An 18,188-nucleotide genomic window follows, 5' to 3' on the forward strand; every position below is an offset into this window, starting at 1 on the left:
TACCTGGGCATGCGGCGGATTCCCATGGGTGCCAATGCTGAAACATCTGGTTTCAGTCACCTTGATTTAAATCAAGTATAGCAAAAAAGGCTAGTCTTATGCCCAAACTTTAGTCTTTGCTTGTTCGCCTTTTTCCTCTAGCCTTTTCGCTTCTTGCGCTGCTCGTCTTTCCTGGCCTTTTCTTCTGCCTCGGCCTGTTCCCGGGCCCGGGTTTCAATCAGCTCCTGCTCCACCATCTCCGGTGTTTCCAGCGAGATCCGGCCTAGTGTTCCGGCCCGGAATTCATTCAGCAGCACTTCGGAAACCTTGTGCAGATCCGGTACGCCGCCGCGCCCCAGGAAGCGGCGTTTTACGGCGATGGCGTCCATCAGTGCCAGCCCGTCCGCCGGTGTCTCGTCCAGTCCGTAGCGGTTGACGACGAGTTCCGGGTAGTGAGCAATCAGATAATCCGCCTCGAACAGCGCAACATCCTCGAAATCCAGCACGGCACTGCGGATAGCACCGGTCACCGCCAGGCGATAGCCACATTGTTCCGGCGACAGCTTGGGCCAGAGGAAGCCGGGGGTATCGTAGAGCAGGACGTTGTCCGGCAGTTTGATGGCCTGTTGCGCCCGGGTAACCGCCGGCTCATTGCCGGTTTTGGCGGCGGGCCGGCCGGCCAGGGTATTGATCAGCGTGGATTTGCCGACGTTGGGGATGCCCAGAATCATCACCCGCAGGGCGCTTCTCTCCCGGTTGTGGGTCGGGGTCATTTCCCCGGCCAGCTTGAGGATGCCCAAGGCTTCCTGGCGCTGGTTGTGGGTGAGGGTGATGGCCCTCACTCCGCGTTCCTTTTCAATCCAGGCCAGCCATTGTTCGGTGATCGCCGGGTCTGCCAGGTCTCGCTTATTCAAAACCTTGATCAGCGGCGTGTCGCCACGCAGCGACGGTACCAGCGGGTTTTCGCTGCTGAACGGGATTCTGGCGTCTACCACCTCGATGATCAGGTCCATCTGGGGCATGACCTGTTTGATCTCCTTGCGAGCCTTGTGCATATGCCCGGGAAACCAGTTAATCGCCATCGGTGTTGCTCCACCTGTTGCTGAAAGGCGCCATTATGCAGGGGAATGACCAAATTTTCACATTCATCAAATCCCGCCAGTGCCGCGCCCTCAGAGCGAATCAAACTGAGAACCTGTACAAATTGAAGGGATGTCGGGGTGAAATGAAGCAGGAGAATGCTTTAGGGTGTCACTTCAAACGATTAAAGCCAATCCGTGGTGGTACCCGAGTGGCCGCCTTAATGATGGAGAACAGTATGAAGCTTGCAAAATTCATCGGTTCCGCACTTGTTGCCCTGAGCCTTTCAGCGCCGGCTCTCTCACAGCAGGCGCCGGGTGGTCAGCCGGATCAGGTTGCCCAGTTGGCCCAGATGGTGGGGCTGTCTGAAGAACAGCAAACCGAGATTCGCGGCATCATCGACGACATGCAGGGCGAGATCGGCGAACTGCGTCAGGATGCCCGCTCTCTGCAGGAAGACCTGCAAGAGCAGATCAAGCCGGATTACGACGAGTCTGCCATTCGTGACAATGCCGCCAAGCTCGGTGATGTGACCGGTGAAATTGCAGCGCTTTCAGCCCTGATGCAGGCAAAAGTGGATGCGGTGTTCACCCAGGATCAGCGTGATGAGCTGGATCGCCGCATGAAGCAGATGCAGCAGCAGATGCAACAGCAGCGTCAGATGATGCAGCCCCAGGGCCAGCAGTAAGTTAGTGCAATTCCAGTAAGTCAGGCTTGATCTGACAGGCTCCGGCTGTTCTTGCCGGAGCCCCATCTTCAGTATGTTTCCTTTCCTGTGCTCAAAATCCGACTTTTGGTTCCCCAAATTCATGCACGAATCCACTTCCTGTTCTATAGGTTTATGACACAGGTGATTGTGTGCGTGTAATCCAAATAATGCTTTTCTTCCTATATAAAATGACTCAATAACCTCACAACATGGATGACGTATATGGCTTCAGATACGAAGGCAATTCGTTCGACGATTCTGGTTCCTGTGTTCATTCCAGCGGTGGTTGTGGCATTGCTGCTGGTTGTTGGAACGATCAGTAACCCTGAGCTTGCTGGCGAAGCCTTCAGTGCCACGCTCAGCTGGATCACCGAGACATTTGGTTGGTTTTACATGCTTTCGGTGGCGATTTTCCTGGTTTTCATTGTCTCGGTGGGGGCCTCAAAATGGGGCAACATCAAGCTTGGTCCGGATCACGCAGAGCCTCAATACTCATTCCCTGAGTGGTTTGCCATGCTGTTTTCGGCAGGTTATGGCATCGCACTGCTGTTTTTCGGTGTGGCCGAGCCCGTTCTACATTACGCCACGCCACCGGCCGGCGCGCCCGAAACGGTGGATGCCGCCAAACAGGCCATGCAGATTGCTTTTTTCCACTGGGGTTTCCATATCTGGGCGATTTATGGCCTGGTGGGGCTGGTACTGGCTTATTTTGCTTTCCGTCACGGTTTGCCCTTGTCCATCCGCTCTGCCCTGTATCCGCTGATTGGCGAAAAAATCTACGGCCCTATCGGCCATGCCGTGGATGTGTTTGCCATCCTGGGCACCATGTTCGGTATTGCCACTACGCTGGGGCTGTCGGTTACCCAGATCAATGCCGGTATCAACTACCTGTGGGAAAGTGTCCCGATCAGCACCACGGTGCAGATTATTGCCATTGCGGTGATTACCGCGGCGGCGACCGTGTCTGTGGTAGCGGGTATGGACAAAGGGGTAAAACGCCTGTCTATCCTGAATATGGTGTTGGCGGTGGCCCTGCTGCTGTTCGTGTTTGTGGTAGGGCCTACCATCCATATCCTGGAAACCTTTCTGCAGAACACCGGCAGCTACCTGAGCGGTATTGTCGAGCGCACCTTCAACCTGCAGGCCTACACCCGCAGTGACTGGATTGGTAACTGGACGCTGTTTATCTTCGGCTGGACCATTGCCTGGGCACCGTTCGTGGGCATGTTTATCGCCAAGATCAGTCGCGGCCGCACCATCCGCCAGTTTGTGTTCGGCGTTATGCTGGTGCCGTCTGTGTTCACGTTCCTGTGGTTCTCGGTATTCGGCGACACCGCGCTGAACCTGATCATGAACGAAGGCCTGGATACGTTGATTGCCGATGTACAGGCTGACCACGCGGTTGCCCTGTTCCAGCTCTTTGACGTGCTGCCCTGGTCATTCTTTATTTCACTGCTGACGGTGCTGTTGATCATCACCTTCTTTGTAACTTCGTCTGACTCCGGCTCGCTGGTCATTGACTCGCTGGCCTCCGGCGGTGTGATCAACACTCCGGCCTGGCAGAGGGTGTTCTGGGCTGTCCTGGAAGGTGCGGTTGCCGCGGTGCTGTTGCTGGCCGGCGGGCTGAGTGCCTTGCAGACCATGACCATTGCCAGTGCCTTGCCGTTTGCCATCATCATGCTGGTTGCGGCAGTGGGTATGTGGCGGGCCCTGGTGATTGAAGGGCACCGTGAAACCAGCCTGCAGGCGCATATGATGAGCAGCCGGCACATGACCGGCTCCCAGTGGAAGCACCGGCTGGCGGCGATTGTGGAATTCCCGGGCAAGCACGAAGTGGAAATGTTCATCAAGAACACGGTCATGAATGCCATGCGGGAAGTGGAGCAGGAACTGAAGGCCAGGGGCTGGGATGCAACCGCCGAGTTTGATTCTGAAAACCAGCGCTCGCACCTGCAGGTGCACCGGGAGCACCATGTCGACTTTATCTACGATGTACGTCTGACCGAGCACCCGATGCCGGGCTTTGTTTATGGTGAGCTCAAGCGCGACCCGGACAAGCCGGAAGTCTATTATCGGGCCGAGGTGTACATGCGCCGGGGCGGTCGTTCCTACGATGTGTACGGCTACGATGAGCATGACATCATCAAGGATATTCTTGACCAGTTCGAGAACTACCTGCACTTCCTGGATATCTCGCCGGGCAAACTGCCCTGGGATATGGAGGAGCATGATGACATGATCAACACACCGGACGACCCGGAGCCAGGCAAGGCCTGATCCGGTAACGGCAAAAACCCCGCCCGAGCCATGCTCCGGCGGGGTTTTTTATTATGGAACAGGGAAAGGCTTGAGCAGGACAATCAGCCGGGGCAGCAGGGTCAAAGCGCCAAGCAGCGCCATGAACATGGCGAAGCCGGTGAACAGGCCGAAGTAGATCGTGGGAATAAAGTTCGACAGCACCAGAATCGAGAACCCGGAGATGATGGTCAGCGAGGTAAAGAACATGGCCTGGCCGATGCTGCGATGACAGCGGTGCATGGTGGCCAGGTAGTCACCGTCTTTGGCGAACTCGGTTTTGAACCGGTGGATGTAATGAATGGTGTCATCCACGGCGATGCCAACGGTAATGGCGGCCACGGTAATGGTCATCATATCCAGTGGAATGCCGAGCCAACCCATAAGGCCCAGCACCGAGCCTGCGGCGATCAGGTTCGGTGCCATACCAATTAGCGCTAGCTTCACCGAGCGGAACAGCAGCAGGAACATGGCCAGGATGGCGCCAAACACCACGCCGATGGTCTTGATCTGCGAGTCAAACAGGCTCTGCAGCATGTTGTTGTACATCACCGTCATGCCCGAGAGCAGGATGCGGTCCTGGGAGTAGCCGAGTTCGGTGCTCAGGTGGTGGCGGATTTTGTCCAATAGCTCCTGCCGGCGCAGGTCTGGCTGGGTTTCCAGTATGCGGATGCTGAACCGTGCCTTGTCCTGCTCCTCAGAAATGTAAGGGGTCAGCAGGATGTCCTGAAGGTCGTCCGGTACGGCGGCGGGCACAAAGGCCAGCTCGAGGGCGTCCAGGGGCTCGCCGCCGTTAACTTGGGCCAGCAGGTCCAGGGTGGTTTGGATGGACAGGACTTTGCCGGTCTCCGGCAGGCTGTGCAGGTAATCATGCACCTCACGGAGTTGGTGCATTTTCTGATAGGTGTACCAGGTATCCCGATATTCCTCGTCACCGCAGTCGTCCAAGAACGGGTCGCAATCGCTGGCGAAGGGATCGTTGCCCGGGTTCTCGGGCGCTGGTTCATCGGTAATCACCACATCCAGCGGGGTCGTGCCGCCCAGCCGGTCGTCGATGGTGATCATGCCCTGGTGGATTTCGGTGGACGATTTGAAGTAGTCGATAAAGCTGTTTTCCACCGTCAGCCGGTTCAGGCCGATCACACACAGCACGGCGATAACCGCCGAGCCGACAAGAACCGTACCACCGAAATGCTCGGTAAAGCGGGCAAAGGCGTCAGTGAAGGGCACTTTGTTTGACGTTACGCGGTTGTCCAGCGGCGGTGGCAGCAGGCTGAGCAGGGCGGGGAAGACCAGGAAGGTGATCAGGAACGCCACGGTGAGGCCCAGGGTCATCATCCAGCCGAAGTCGATCACCGGCCGGATACCGCTGAAGGTCAGTGAGCCAAAGGCGACAATGGTGGTTACGGCCATGTAAAAGCAGGGTTTGACCATGGCCATGATGGTGCGGCGCAGTATATCCCGGGGTGGCGCACCGGGTTCGTCGTGCTGAAATTCCCGGTAACGCACAATCAGGTGGATGGTGAGCGACAGGGTCATGATCAGCAGCAGGGAAATAAAGTTGGAGGAAATGACCGTGACCGGCCACTGGGCCCAGCCCAGAAAGCCGATCATCAGCCACACCGTGAAGCCGCAGCACAGCAGCGGCACCAACACCCAGCGCCACTGGCGAAAAATGATAGCCAGGGTCAGCAGCAGGAACGCCAGCACGCCCAGGCCGAAGGTAGACAGGTCGCTTTCGATAAAGCGGATCATGTCGGCCACGATCATCGGCACGCCGCCTAGATGGATGCTGGCGTGCTCCCGGTGGTTGTCCAGAATGCGGCGCACCTGCTGGATGGTGGCATCGCGCTCGGCACCCAGTTGTTCGGTGTAGTCGATGAACTCCCGGCTGACCTGTTCCAGTTGCAGTTGGACTTCGGCACTGGCATTGCCGCCAGTGGCCTTGTCTCGCAGTTCGTTGCGGCGGTTCAGCAGTTCGAAATAGCGCTCCGGTGTCGGCAGGTTTACCTGGATTGCCGTGGTGCCTGCATCTTCGCTGAGCAGCAGGTTCGGGTACATGGGGTTGTCGAGCAGGGCCTGGCGGGCGGTTTGGGGCGCTATATCATGTTCGTCCAGGGTCTTGATTTCGCTGTCGACGGTATCAAGCGTCAGGTCCGGGCTGTGCAGCAGCGGCACATTCAGAATGCTGTTGGTGGAACCGACGGCTTCAAGGGCTTGTAGCTCGTCGCGAAGAGCCCTTAACCGCGCCAGGCCTTCGGTGGTAAACAGGGGCTCGTTGGGGGTGTAGGTGACCACCAGGAAATCGTCAGAGGTGGTGAAGGTCTGGTTTACCTGTCGGTACTGCTCCAGCGAACGATCGTTTTCCAGCACCAGGGATTCTGCCGAGGCATCCAGCCGGAACTGATCAAAACGCAGCGCGGTCACTGCCAGCAGCAGGGCAAACAGGGCCAGGACAATCCAGGGGTGGGGCAGGATAAAACGGTCGTAGAAGGCGCCAAGGCGATTCATGGGTTACAACTCTGCAGTCAAAAACGAGTGCAGAGTGTGCCACAAACCTCAGCGAACTGTGACCTTTGCCGAGGCTTCTTCCAGTGAACGGATCAGTTGCTCCAGACGTTGCGTCATATCCGCGCTTTCCGAGAGCTGGACAACCATGTTCCGGGTAGTCTCCCGGATGTCCTGAACATTGGTCAGAACCTGATCGGTATCGGCGGTCTGTTCGGCAGACATATCCGCGATTTCCTGATTGGTCCGGTCGATACGACCGACCACCTCGTTAATGGCTTCCAGGGCCTGGCGCCCCTTTTCGGATTCTTCCACGCATCGCTCGGCGTCGTCTGAGCTCCCCGTCATCTGTTCGACAGCGGTATTCATGGAGGCCAACAGGCGATCCAGGGTGGTCTGGATCTGGTCGGTGGAGTCCTGAACCCGGCGCGCCAGGTTACGGACTTCTTCGGCAACCACCGCAAAGCCCCGGCCCTGTTCGCCCGCGCGGGCGGCTTCTATGGCGGCATTGAGGGCCAGCAGGTTGGTTTGCTCGGCAATGCCCTTGATTTCGGTAATGGTCTGGCCAATCTCATGGCTGTTTTCGGCCAGTGACTGTACGCTGCCAGCAGACTGGCGAACCACACTCGCCAGCATGCGAATGCTGTCGGCGCTCTGGCTGACCCGTTGGCTGCCATTTACCGCAGTTTCCCGGGCTTCTGTTGACAGGGTTTTGGCAATGCCTGCCTGTTCGGCAATGCCGACAAAGCTTTGCAGCATGGCCTCAACGGATTCGGCTGAGCGGTTGGCGCCTTCCTGTTGCCGCGTGAGGCTGTCCCTGCGTGCGGCGGCCCGCTGGGTGAGAGATTCGACCTCCTGGTGCAGGTGCTCGGTGGCCGTTTTCATGCTGCGAACGACATCAGATGTACGATCCTGCATCGCATTGAAGGCAGCGGCCATTTCGCCAATTTCATCCCGGGAGTCGACGTCGGCCCGGCGGCTCAGGTCGCCGCTGGTCTGCACCGCAACCATGGTGTTCTTGAGCCGGTTAACATGGCGTTCGATAAAGGAAATAAGCAGCTGGGAGCCGGCCATCTCCAGTGCCATGAGCACTGCCACGATCAGTGCAAAGCCCGGCGCGGTGTCTGCAAATATCTGGCTGAAGCTGGATTCTGTCTGGCCTGCGATCACCTGCATGGCATAAAGCACCAGCAGGCAGAGCACCGCAAACACGAGAATATTCAGCAACCAGAATTTGTACTTCAGCCGGATATTTCTCAACAGGGTCAGCATTGGCAGGTCTCAGTCAACGGCCTTGACCGGAATCTGCATAGCTTTGTCGGGCACGGGAACCTCCGGCACGCTCAGGCCCAGGTTATTCTTGTCGAATACCCGGTCGGCCCGATAGCTGGAGCGAACCATGGGGCCGGACGGCACTTCCATGAAACCTTTTTCCAGACCAATGTCGCGGTACCGGTTGAATTCTTCCGGGGTGACGTAGCGCTCTACCGGCAGGTGGTTCGGCGTGGGGCGCAGGTACTGGCCCAGAGTGAGAATATCCACACCTATGGCGCGCAGATCGTCCATGGTTTCCAGGATTTCTTCTTCGGTTTCACCCAGGCCCAGCATCAGGCTGGTCTTGGTGAGCACATCCGGCCGGTGTTTCTTGGCGTGGGCCAGTACGCTCAGAGTTTTTTCGTAACCGGCACGGGGGTCTCGCACACGACTGGTCAGGCGCTTGACGGTTTCCACGTTCTGGGCGAACACGTCCAGGCCGGAATCCACCACCCTTTCCACGTCGCTCATTACCGCATCAAAGTCCGGGGTCAGGGCTTCTACCGCCACGTCCGGAGTGCGTTGCTTGATGGCAGAGACACAGGCGGCGTAGTGCGCGGCACCGCCGTCGTCCAGGTCATCCCGGTCTACCGAGGTCAGTACGATGTAGCGCAGGCCCATCAGTTCCACAGACTTGGCGGTGTTCTCCGGCTCTTCCGGGTCCAGCCAGCCTTTGGGGTTGCCGGTATCGACCGCGCAGAATTTGCAGGCGCGGGTGCACACAGAGCCCATCACCATGATGGTGGCGGTGCCGTTGGTCCAGCATTCACCGATATTGGGGCAGTGGGATTCCTGGCACACGGTGCTCAGGCGATGCTCTGAGACATTGCGGCGCACTGCATCGTAGCGCTCGCCACCCGGCATGCGCGCCCGCAGCCATTTCGGCTTGCGCTCCAGGGGTTTGTCTTCCGTGTTTGATGATGAACGCTTCACGCCGTCCTTGATGGCGGAAAAACCGTGTTCGTTACGGAATTTGGAACCACTGGTAATGCGGGGCTTTGCGCTTTCGCTCATTGGCCAGGAACTCTCGGATAAGGGTGTGGTGAACCTTTAAGAGTAATCGGCAGACAGGGCAGTTACAAGGCAGGTAGGGGCAATCACGGGGTTACCGGGCACGACTTTGGTCGTACCCGGTTGAGGGAAATCAAGCCTGGGATTTTTCCAGGGCCTGAGTGATATCGGCGATGATATCGTCGGCATCTTCAATGCCGATCGACAGCCGTACAAGGTCTTCGCTGACCCCCGCACTTTTCAGCTCGTCAGCATTGAGCTGCCGGTGGGTGGTGGTGGCCGGGTGGCAGGCCAGGGACTTGGCATCGCCAATGTTTACAAGGCGCAGGATCATGTCCAGCGCATCGATGAACTTCGCGCCGGCTTCGCGGCCGCCTTTAATGCCGAAACTGAGAATGCCGGAGGCCTTGCCGCCGCAGATCTTGTCGCAGGTGGCCTTGTAAGGGCTGCTGGCCAGGCCCGCGTAGTTGACCCACTCCACGGCCGGATGATCCTGCAGGAACTGGGCAACCTTCTGGGCGTTGTCGCAGTGGCGTTCCATGCGCAGAGCCAGGGTTTCGAGGCCCTGCATGATCAGGAACGAGTTGAACGGCGACAGGGCAGAGCCGGTGTTGCGCAGCGGAACAACCCGGCAGCGGCCGATAAAGGCGGCTTCGCCCAGGGCTTCGGTGTAAACCACGCCGTGGTAGGATGGGTCTGGCTGGTTCATCATCGGGAACTTGTCGGCGCTGGCCTTCCAGTCGAATTTTCCGGAATCCACCACAATGCCCGCTACGGTGGTGCCATGGCCGCCGATGTACTTGGTCAGCGAGTGCACCACAATGTCTGCGCCATGCTCGAACGGACGGCACAGGAACGGCGTGGCCACGGTGTTATCGACAATCAGCGGAATGCCGTGCTTGTGGGCGATCTCGGCCCACTTCTGGATGTCCACCACGTTGCCGGCCGGGTTGCCGATAGACTCGCAGAACAGCGCGCGGGTCTGCTCGTCGATGGCGTTCTCTACCGCCGCGAAATCATCGTGGGGCACCATTTTGCACTCGATGCCCTGGTTCGGCAGGGAGTGGGCAAACAGGTTGTAGGTACCGCCGTACAGCTGGCTGGTGCTGACAATGTTGTTGCCCACCTTGCAGATGGTCTGCAGGGCATAGGTGATCGCGGCCATGCCGGAGGCCACGGCCAGCGCGCCAATACCGCCTTCCAGCGCGGCCATGCGCTCTTCCAGAACCGCGTTTGTGGGGTTCATGATGCGGGTGTAGATGTTGCCCTGTACCTTCAGGTCAAACAGGTCAGCACCGTGCTGGGTGTCGTCGAAGGTGTAAGAGGTGGTCTGGTAAATGGGCGTGGTGGCGGCCTTGGTGGTCGGGTCGCTCTTGAAGCCGGCGTGCAGTGCGAGAGTGGCTGGTTTCATCACAACGTTCCTTGCTGGTGGATTGTTCGTTATTGGTTTAAGGAGCCGAGTATGCCACAGGCACTCGGGCTTCGGCACAGTTCCAGCGGTTATGCCGATATACGGCAGAGTGCGGAGTCAGTCCAGGGCGCCGTATACCAGAGCTCTGAGCTCCTGTCGGATGGGGTAGGACGAAGACGGCATCAGTTGAGTCATGAAAATCACCACCAGATCTTCCACCGGGTCGATAAAGAAACTGGTGCTGGCCAGGCCACCCCAGCCGAATTCGCCTTCGGAGCCGATGGTGGCGGATTTGGCGATATCGGTTTTCACTGAAAAGCCCAGCCCGAAGCCACTGCCGGCATAGGGTGTTTCACTGAAGCCGCCAATCGACAGGGCGGGGAGATCCTGGCCGCCCGGCAGATGATTCAGACGCATGAATTCCAGGGTTTTGCGGCCGATGATGCGCTGGCCCTGATATTCGCCACCCTGGCAAAGGGCCTGGGCGAAGCGAAAATAATCATCAATAGTCGAGACCAGCCCGCCGCCACCCGACAGGAATTTTGGTTCTTTCAGATAGCGCGACCGCTCCGGATCATCCTGGAGTTTCATGGTGTTGCCGGGTTGATATAAATAGCAGGCTGCAAAGCGTTCCTGCTGGTCCGGCCGCACATGAAACCCGGTATCGGTCATGCTCAGTGGGTCAAAGATGTGCTCCTGGAAGTAGCTGTCCAGGGATTGGCCGGAGAGCAGCTCAACCAGGTAGCCCAGGACATCGGTGGACACAGAATAGTTCCACGCAGTGCCGGGAGAGAACTCCAGAGGTAACTCGGCCAGCCGGTCGACCAGCTTGTCCAGAGTCAGAATGGTACTGCCATCCAGTTTCAGCTTGCGGTAGGCGGCATCTACCTCGGTTCGCTCGGTGAAGCCATAGGTCAGCCCGGAGGTGTGGGTCATCAGATCCCGGATTGTCATGACCGAGGCCGCGGGTTCGGTCTCGAAATCCGGATAACGGCCTCCCTTGTAGACGCGTAGATTGCGCCAGCCTGGAATGTATTTGTGGACCGGGTCGTTGAGCAGGAACTTGCCCTGCTCGTACAGCTGCATCATGGCAATGCTGGTGACGGGTTTGGTCATGGAGTACACGCGGAACAGGGTGTCCCGGTTCATCGGTAAGTTTCTCTCAACATCCCGCAGGCCCTGGGCGTGACACCACAGAATCTCGCCATGCCGGGCTACCAGGGTAACCATTCCAGGAAGCTTCCCCGGCTGAAGGTAATGGGTGTCAAAGAAAGAAGCGATTGGTTCGAATTTTCCGGTATTCCGTTTTGGCATAGTCACTGTGCACAGGTATTGAAGAGGTTGGTTCCATCAGCGTGTTGCCAGCAGACTGGGCATTTCTGTACTACCCTGAAACCACCGTTCGAGTTGCACGGGCAGGGAGCAGCTGACATGGGCAGGATACCGTACTGGCTTGCGCCGGTTTTAATCTACTTTCTCACTATACCTTCATTATCGGGTGCCGTAACTGACGAGACCGTCTATCCCGTCGGTGTTTTTGAGGGGATCCCGCGGGAAATTGGCGTTGAGAACGGCTCGCTGGTTGGCCGCTTTGCCGACATTTACCGCTGCGTCTTTGATCGGGTGGAAGGGAACTTCCAGTTTATTGAGATGCCGCTGGCGAGAATTCTTTTTCAGTTGGAGAAGGGAGAATTGGCGATTGGGTTGCCTCTTGTGCAGACGGCAGACCGCGACCAATATGCCGATTTTGGTGGCAGGCTGTTCCAGACCGAATACGTGTATCTGTTTTTGGAGCAATATCCGCCTTTGCGCCAGGTGTCCGGCCTGCGTTATGCCTTTGTGCGTCGGTTCATAGGCAACCAGTTTCTTCAGGGAGACAACGCCAGTGCGGTCATGGTGGCTGAATGGAAGCAGGCCGTTGATATGGTGAAGCTTGGCCGTGCCGATGTCGTGGTTTTACCGGCGGTTCTTATCGACCATTTGATGGCGGGGTATGAAAAGCCATTCTACGTGCGAACCGCGGCGTGGGTAGATCTTTCGTTGTATGTGTCACACCGCTTCGGTGCGGGGCGATTGGCAGCGGAATTCCGTAGAGCTATTCGTGATTGCGAATCCTATGGTGACCGCGAGTAATGGCTGACCCGGATTCTATCCTTTTTTGTGGAGCAATCGTTCAAAAAGAAGTACTGTATTCGGTAGCGGCATAAACTGTTTACCGGTGGCCTATCCTTTGATATCAGACTCTATGTACCGTTTTCTCTTCTATGTCCTGCTGTTGATTCCTGGTGCAGTGAAGTCAGACACGTTTCCATTGGCTCCCCTCATTGTCATGGCGCCCGACATACCCGGGATGTCGGAGCCAGGTGAAAGTGGCCGAGATGTAGAATTAGTGAATGCTGTGCTGGAGGCCTGCGGCTGGGAAGCCGAATTTGTCTACCAGCCCTTCGGTCGCCACATCCGCACTTTTCGCGACCTGAGGGCCGCCGATGCCGTTATGACCGTCCCGCTATCGTTGGACATACCGGGGGTCTCCACGTCTGCCTATATCTGGTACCACAACGGCGCTTTCTATAACGCGTCGGTGGTTGGTCCCATAACGACAATTGATGATCTGGCAGGGTTAAGGGCGGTTACGTTTCAGAATGGCATCGACATACTCAGACTATCTGATCGCGTGGATGAGTTTGAGCTGCTGCTGGAGGTGACTGACCAGACGATCCACGCCCGAATGCAGTTAATGGGCCGCGTTGATGTCATTCTTGCCGACGGTCTTGTGGTGGCTACTCTGGACAGGCGGATCCGTTCAGACCGTCGTTTTGGGGAGAGTTGGCCAAAAGAGCTGGACGATTTTGTATTCTATCCGGTTTTCAATCCTACTCCTTACAAAATGGTTTTCCGAAGTGAGGAGCTTGCCACTCAGTTTGACGAATGCTTTGATCGCCTCAGTGCGAAAGGCCGGATCGTTGAAATCAACAGCAAACACATTGATCAGTATCAGGAGCTGCTGCTGCACCGTTATTTGGGGTTCTAGCCAGCTCGCATCGCGGTATCGTTGGTAATCTTCCAGTGTGGCGCCAGTATTATGTCGAAAAGTGCAGAGCTTCGCCTATTCGACTTCGGTGAGCTTGGGTATCAAATAAATAAATTACAAACAGTTAATCCGAATGTAATGAACTAGTGTATGATTTCAGTACTGGAAATTCATTGCGAAAGGGAGGTCGGCGCATAGCAAAGAATAATGAACCTCCTTAGTACTTTGTCACTCAAGTTGCGATTGGTTTTCTTGGTATCCATTCCCCTGGCTGCTATCGCAGGCCTTTCCATATACGCTCTCTTGGTGTTCGCTGACATTAATCGGGGCGTTTCAAGTATCTACAATGATCGAGTAGTACCGCTCAAGGATCTCAAGTTTATCTCCGATGATTACGCTGTTCTTGTCGTTGATGCAATCAACAAGGCAAATGCTGGACAAATACCGCCTCGTGAGGCGCTCCGTCAGATTGAGGAGGCTGAGTCCATCATTGAAACTAACTGGGAGCATTATACGCAGACGTCCCTTACTCCTCGTGAAAAAGAGCTGGTCAGGGAAGCCGAGTCGCTTTTTGACGCAGCGAGTCAGGGTATCGAAGAAGCAAAGACGGTCCTTCGTAGCGCTCCTTCCAATGCTCAAGGCCAATTGAATCGAATTGACGGTCCCCTCTACGAGCTTATTGATCCTGTGACTCAGATAATTGCCGAACTCATCGAGCTACAACTCGATGTTGCGGCTCAGGAACGAGAATCGGTTGGGGAACTCTACGCTCAGAGTCAGATGCTCTATCCATCGACTGCTGTCGTTGCGGCTGTGCTTTCAATTGGTGCAAGTATTCTGATCATCTTGTCGGTCACTGGTCCCATCAATGCGATGAGAAACCTGATGCGATCCGTCGCAGAACAATCAGATCTCTCCCAGCGCCTCCACGTTGACGGCAAAGACGAACTTGCCCAACTGGGGCACTCTCTGAACCATATGTTAAATGAGTTCGACCAGGTCATCAGTCGCCTCTCCGCGGTGTCTGACGAGGTGGCGACGGCTTCAGAAGAGCTTTCTTCAATAAACTCAAGTGTTGAGCGAAATATTGAATCCCAGTCTGATCAGACTGACCAGGTCGCAACAGCGATGAATCAGATGAGCGCGGCTTCCAATGACGTGGCCAGGAGCGCAGAAGAAGCCCAATCTGCTGCGCGGTCAGCCAAAGAGCAAGGCGTGGAAGGTCGCGTGCGTGGTGAAAAAGGGCGAGAAGCACTGCATCGGCTTTCTGAGGATATCCGGCGAGTCGCGAAACAGATCAGCTCCCTGGAGAACAGGAGTTTGGAAATACAGAAGGTCACGGAGGTCATCAATGACATTGCTGATCAGACGAATCTTCTGGCACTGAACGCGGCAATTGAAGCAGCAAGAGCTGGAGAGCATGGACGTGGTTTCTCTGTTGTAGCTAATGAAGTCCGCTCCCTTGCTAAACGAACGCAGACATCAACGGCGGAAATTGCCGATGTGATTAAAGGCCTGACTGAGGAAAGCAAAGCAACCGTTGCGGTAATGCAGTCTGGGCTAGAGCAAGTGGAAGAAAACTGCATGTTGATCGATGATGTGGCCGAAACTCTGAATTCGATCGGGGACGCCATTGATCACATTGTTCAAATGGGCGAACAGATCGCGAGTGCAGCGGAAGAGCAGTCAGTTGCTGCGGAGCAAGTGAGTGGAAATCTTACTCATATTGTCGATCTCTCCAGTCAGAACCTCGACGGTGCCAAGCAATCATCAGAAGCCAGTCACGAGTTGGCGCGATTGGCGGCAGAAATGAAGGATAGAGTCTCTTCCTTCAAAACAAGCGCATAGCCAATGCGGGCAAGCCTCAGGAAGCCTGGGGCTCCTTCTAAACCGCACTTTTTTCCGCCATGTCTATTCGCCATCGGATCACCTGGCGTCAGGCGGCGCGGCCGTCACTCGTTGTGAAAAGCGGTGCACTGTAGTTGTTAAAATCGGGAGTCGTTTTCACATGGGATGCCGTCATTGTCGCCGTCCATCTTCGTATTTGGGCAATACCGATTGAAGTACTCCGCCTCCGCGCGGGATGTCATTTCGCTGCAATATTCCCGACCGTCGCAGGTGAAGCGCATAGCATTGGTTGCCTCACGAGTGATTGCTTCCGGCGTTTGGTACTGGATGGAGTTTTGGGTCTCGGAATTTGACCACTCTACAACGGGAGCTGGTGCGTACTGCTGGTAGATCTTCCATCCAGTAAATGCGATGGTTACGAGGATGATGAGCTTCTTCAAAGTGATATTCCTATTCAGCGCATAGACAAAGCAGGCCCCGGCCGCTCACATTGATTGGCCATCGCCTTGGCAGGAGCTTTTTTGTTTTGATGAGGGGATCTTATCAGCTAGAGGAGGGCGGTTTGTCTACGGTGTAGTCAACTTGTAGTCAACCCATAAAAAAGGGCTACAGCGTGAGCTGTAACCCTTTGAATCCTAGTAGCAAGGGGCGGCGTCGAACCGCCGACCCCAGCATTATGAGACCTGTGTGCGCCGTTCATAAATGGGCACAGGTGTTCAAAAAACAGCTACTTGCGTAATCTGAACAGTCAATAATTGGCAAAAAGAGGCATTGCTGTGGGCAAGTGGGCAATTAGATGGTGCCCACAATTACCTATTTCAGCTTGGATTCTGATTTTTCTCGTTGTCATCTACTTCAATATTGCTCAGCATTTCCGCTAGCCGTTTTGTAGCTTCTGTTGACTGATCTTGTAGGAAGCCTTTTGATTTGGCTGCGTTTCCAATCACCATTTTTGCTATTTCTATTAATGTTTCGGTAGTTATTGATAGAGTGCAGACAGCCTTTCTCGTTTCAATGTCTAGGTTGGGGTTGTGAGGATCAATACTTGTTAGGACAACCTTCGACATCGGGTAACCGATCGCAAGTCCTGCCGCTCCATCTGCGAAGTATTCTTTATGATCTTCTGAGAACTCTACGTGTAACGGTGCCTCGTCAGTTCCGAAGTTGCGAGTATATGCCACTTGAATAATCTCCAGATGATACTATGTAGTGCTCTGATTTCTGTGTAAATTTTTGCTTTGAACTTGATGAATAGTGTGATTTGTTTAGCTTCGTAACATTTTGCTGGTTGTTTTTTACTATTATTTTTCGTTCGTTTTCAAACGAGGGAACCATTGCCTTCTCGGGGCTCCAGCTGTTCACCTCTCCAATCAGCCTAGAAAACGGAGTAAATTTGACTTCTAATCCAATATCGAGCGCATTCGCAATTTGGATTAGAGTACTTATTGAGAGCTTGCCGTACGCTGGATCTTCGTAACGCGAAATGACACTTTGCTTGGTTCCAACTTTATCAGCTAAGTCTTTCTGTGACAGTCCTCGACTGATCCTGTTTATCTTTATTTGGTGCGATAGCGCGCTAACGATATTCCGCTTTAAAAATGACTCTCTATAGGACTTACGCTGAAATTTTTTACTATTCATCAGGGATAAACGGTTTCGCATAGCTTGCGTCCCTTTCAATGTTTTCGCGTGCATTGTCTGCTCGTTGCCGCCAGGTAGAGGGCTTTAACTTGTCGCCCTTTTCTGTGGCCCAGATCAATATTGTGAACTCGCCATCTCCCGGTCCGAAGTACCCTATCGGCCGCTGCTGAGTATTGTCGGCAAAAAAACGTATTTCATAATACTCCTTAAAATCGTTTTTCTTTCCTTTCGTAAGCTTTGCGGCATGGGGCCTCGTCCAGCTCTCTTTGGCGCTTCGACAGAGGTACTCTGTCTCTACGTCGAAGCCGGCCTTCAAGTCATCAGACCCTCGGTCATACGTGTCCTGAACTTTGGATTTGTCACCACCAGGTGAGTAATAGCACTTTAGGTTCCACATTGTGTATCACAAAAATGTTATTTTCAATTGCCGCGACGTTACAGTATCGCAAAAATGAGATTGCAGGTTTCCGCCACCCAGTATCCATAGTTAAGGCGACGATTTAACCCTCTGTTGTTTGGCGGTTTCTAAGTCCCGCAGTATTCACTAACTTTTGCATTTTTTCTCTCTCCGGGTGTCTGCTGCCGCCAAAAATCACACATTTGCTGATTCATCGTGTGTTCCTTCGCGGCTCTTTGCCCCTGTACTTTGGACGCTTCAATTTCCTTTCGGTACTCCTTTTGCAGCTTAACCGATTCCTTAACAGCAATCGGCTTCCACCGCTCCCTCTCCGGCCCCTTCATCGCCCATAGCGGTACGCCCTCTGGATTAACGTAACAATTGGCGTACATCCGCAACGCTTCGGGTCTTGCGCAACGGGTCTCCCACATATTCGTCTCTATGTGCTTGCTGAAAGTTGTGGTGAGTCCGCGAACTGCGTCATTGATGGGGTCTGCCTGACCAGTGCCCAGGAGGAAAAACGAGAGTGTTACTGCGTACATTCCTTTCATGACTACTTCCCTCAGTCGTGCCGATCCTGGAACCACCTTTCCATAACTGCTTTGGTTACTGCTATCCCTCGGCTGGACTGTCTAACTTTGAGTTAATCGCATCGTACTGGCGGCTTATTTGCCCTATCTCAGGAGCAATTTCGCCGCTAATTAGCCATAGGCGGTATTGAGGAAATTCCCGCTGAAGTACCTCAAGTTCCTCTGTGCTCATTCGCACATTCTTGTATGTGACGCTAGACCATCTGCTTGCGGGTATTTCGCTTTTTCTAGCGAAATAGTCGGTACCCATCATCTTCACGACAGTTCTAGCTCTACTGAGTATTGATTCCATATTGATCTAAAAAAACCAAGAAAAACATGAACTCAATATGTGAGCTAAAGTTCTTAGTTAAGCCCTGTTTTTCGGGCCGGAA

The 18,188-nt window shown here is 54.9% G+C and carries 15 protein-coding genes; 5 read left to right on the top strand and 10 right to left on the bottom strand.

All coding sequences use genetic code 11. The features are described 5' to 3' along the window. Positions 1-137 precede the first annotated feature (137 nt). Positions 138-1,061, bottom strand: coding sequence for a ribosome biogenesis GTPase YlqF (ylqF, locus tag Q675_RS30715; RefSeq protein ID WP_023011461.1), 924 nt, complete (start codon positions 1,059-1,061; stop codon positions 138-140). A 236-nt stretch (positions 1,062-1,297) separates the two neighbouring features. On the opposite strand from ylqF, the gene Q675_RS30720 reads away from it, so the two are divergent. Together Q675_RS30720 and Q675_RS30725 are read left to right on the top strand one after the other, a co-directional pair. Further along, a complete protein-coding gene (locus Q675_RS30720) occupies positions 1,298-1,747 on the top strand; it encodes a Spy/CpxP family protein refolding chaperone (RefSeq protein ID WP_023011462.1) in 450 nt (149 codons plus the stop codon). A gap of 243 nt (positions 1,748-1,990) precedes the next feature. Beyond that, complete coding sequence (locus tag Q675_RS30725; RefSeq protein WP_023011463.1) at positions 1,991-4,045, top strand: BCCT family transporter; 2,055 nt, start codon at positions 1,991-1,993, stop codon at positions 4,043-4,045. A 51-nt stretch (positions 4,046-4,096) separates the two neighbouring features. On the opposite strand, the gene Q675_RS30730 is transcribed toward Q675_RS30725, so the two are convergent. The 5 genes from Q675_RS30730 to Q675_RS30750 form a co-directional block, all read right to left on the bottom strand. Continuing rightward, positions 4,097-6,574: an efflux RND transporter permease subunit gene (locus tag Q675_RS30730; protein WP_023011464.1), complete on the bottom strand. Its 2,478-nt coding sequence runs from the start codon at positions 6,572-6,574 to the stop codon at positions 4,097-4,099. Between the two features lie 48 nt (positions 6,575-6,622). Next, the gene (locus Q675_RS30735; protein ID WP_023011465.1) at positions 6,623-7,843 is read right to left on the bottom strand and encodes a methyl-accepting chemotaxis protein; all 1,221 of its coding nucleotides are present in this window, start codon (positions 7,841-7,843) and stop codon (positions 6,623-6,625) included. A gap of 9 nt (positions 7,844-7,852) precedes the next feature. Next, positions 7,853-8,899: a lipoyl synthase gene (lipA, locus tag Q675_RS30740; RefSeq protein ID WP_023011466.1), complete on the bottom strand. Its 1,047-nt coding sequence runs from the start codon at positions 8,897-8,899 to the stop codon at positions 7,853-7,855. 130 nt (positions 8,900-9,029) lie between these two features. After that, entirely contained in the window at positions 9,030-10,307 is a 1,278-nt protein-coding gene (locus Q675_RS30745; protein WP_023011467.1) for an O-acetylhomoserine aminocarboxypropyltransferase/cysteine synthase family protein, read from the bottom strand. Positions 10,308-10,424: 117 nt separating this feature from the next. Then, complete coding sequence (locus Q675_RS30750; RefSeq protein ID WP_023011468.1) at positions 10,425-11,621, bottom strand: serine hydrolase domain-containing protein; 1,197 nt, start codon at positions 11,619-11,621, stop codon at positions 10,425-10,427. A 117-nt stretch (positions 11,622-11,738) separates the two neighbouring features. Between Q675_RS30750 and Q675_RS30755 the strand changes: the two genes are divergently transcribed. The 3 genes from Q675_RS30755 (at position 11,739) to Q675_RS30765 (ending at position 15,186) form a co-directional block, all read left to right on the top strand. After that, a complete protein-coding gene (locus Q675_RS30755) occupies positions 11,739-12,440 on the top strand; it encodes a transporter substrate-binding domain-containing protein (RefSeq protein ID WP_023011469.1) in 702 nt (233 codons plus the stop codon). A gap of 25 nt (positions 12,441-12,465) precedes the next feature. Next, positions 12,466-13,338, top strand: coding sequence for a substrate-binding periplasmic protein (locus tag Q675_RS30760; protein ID WP_227499565.1), 873 nt, complete (start codon positions 12,466-12,468; stop codon positions 13,336-13,338). A 207-nt stretch (positions 13,339-13,545) separates the two neighbouring features. Further along, positions 13,546-15,186 (top strand): methyl-accepting chemotaxis protein, encoded by a 1,641-nt coding sequence (locus Q675_RS30765; protein WP_023011471.1) that lies wholly within the window; start codon positions 13,546-13,548, stop codon positions 15,184-15,186. A 137-nt stretch (positions 15,187-15,323) separates the two neighbouring features. Here the strand turns inward: Q675_RS30765 and Q675_RS38525 are convergent, their stop codons facing one another. From Q675_RS38525 to Q675_RS30790, 4 genes are all read right to left on the bottom strand, one after another. Continuing rightward, on the bottom strand, positions 15,324-15,626 hold the full coding sequence (locus tag Q675_RS38525; RefSeq protein ID WP_023011472.1) for an excalibur calcium-binding domain-containing protein: 303 nt from the start codon (positions 15,624-15,626) through the stop codon (positions 15,324-15,326). A 378-nt stretch (positions 15,627-16,004) separates the two neighbouring features. Further along, entirely contained in the window at positions 16,005-16,367 is a 363-nt protein-coding gene (locus Q675_RS30775) for a hypothetical protein (RefSeq protein WP_023011473.1), read from the bottom strand. After that, on the bottom strand, positions 16,339-16,881 hold the full coding sequence (locus Q675_RS38640) for a helix-turn-helix domain-containing protein (RefSeq protein WP_081698868.1): 543 nt from the start codon (positions 16,879-16,881) through the stop codon (positions 16,339-16,341). Before Q675_RS38640 ends, Q675_RS30775 begins: the two co-directional genes overlap by 29 nt. 471 nt (positions 16,882-17,352) lie before the next feature. Continuing rightward, on the bottom strand, positions 17,353-17,775 hold the full coding sequence (locus Q675_RS30790; protein WP_023011475.1) for a hypothetical protein: 423 nt from the start codon (positions 17,773-17,775) through the stop codon (positions 17,353-17,355). Positions 17,776-18,188: the final 413 nt, after the last annotated feature.

Origin of the sequence: Marinobacter sp. EN3, assembly GCF_000475315.1 — a bacterium.
GTDB lineage: Bacteria > Pseudomonadota > Gammaproteobacteria > Pseudomonadales > Oleiphilaceae > Marinobacter > Marinobacter nauticus.

Bases quoted from the DNA above. Each gene is read 5' to 3' on its own strand.
- Q675_RS30730 (WP_023011464.1), bottom strand. From the start codon at position 6,574: ATGAATCGCCTTGGCGCCTTCTACGACCGTTTTATCCTGCCCCACCCC.
- lipA (WP_023011466.1), bottom strand. From the start codon at position 8,899: ATGAGCGAAAGCGCAAAGCCCCGCATTACCAGTGGTTCCAAATTCCGT.
- Q675_RS30790 (WP_023011475.1), bottom strand. From the start codon at position 17,775: ATGAAAGGAATGTACGCAGTAACACTCTCGTTTTTCCTCCTGGGCACT.
- Q675_RS30720 (WP_023011462.1), top strand. From the start codon at position 1,298: ATGAAGCTTGCAAAATTCATCGGTTCCGCACTTGTTGCCCTGAGCCTT.
- Q675_RS30725 (WP_023011463.1), top strand. From the start codon at position 1,991: ATGGCTTCAGATACGAAGGCAATTCGTTCGACGATTCTGGTTCCTGTG.
- Q675_RS30745 (WP_023011467.1), bottom strand. From the start codon at position 10,307: ATGAAACCAGCCACTCTCGCACTGCACGCCGGCTTCAAGAGCGACCCG.
- Q675_RS30755 (WP_023011469.1), top strand. From the start codon at position 11,739: ATGGGCAGGATACCGTACTGGCTTGCGCCGGTTTTAATCTACTTTCTC.
- Q675_RS38640 (WP_081698868.1), bottom strand. From the start codon at position 16,881: ATGCACGCGAAAACATTGAAAGGGACGCAAGCTATGCGAAACCGTTTA.
- Q675_RS30735 (WP_023011465.1), bottom strand. From the start codon at position 7,843: ATGCTGACCCTGTTGAGAAATATCCGGCTGAAGTACAAATTCTGGTTG.
- Q675_RS30750 (WP_023011468.1), bottom strand. From the start codon at position 11,621: ATGCCAAAACGGAATACCGGAAAATTCGAACCAATCGCTTCTTTCTTT.
- Q675_RS30765 (WP_023011471.1), top strand. From the start codon at position 13,546: ATGAACCTCCTTAGTACTTTGTCACTCAAGTTGCGATTGGTTTTCTTG.
- ylqF (WP_023011461.1), bottom strand. From the start codon at position 1,061: ATGGCGATTAACTGGTTTCCCGGGCATATGCACAAGGCTCGCAAGGAG.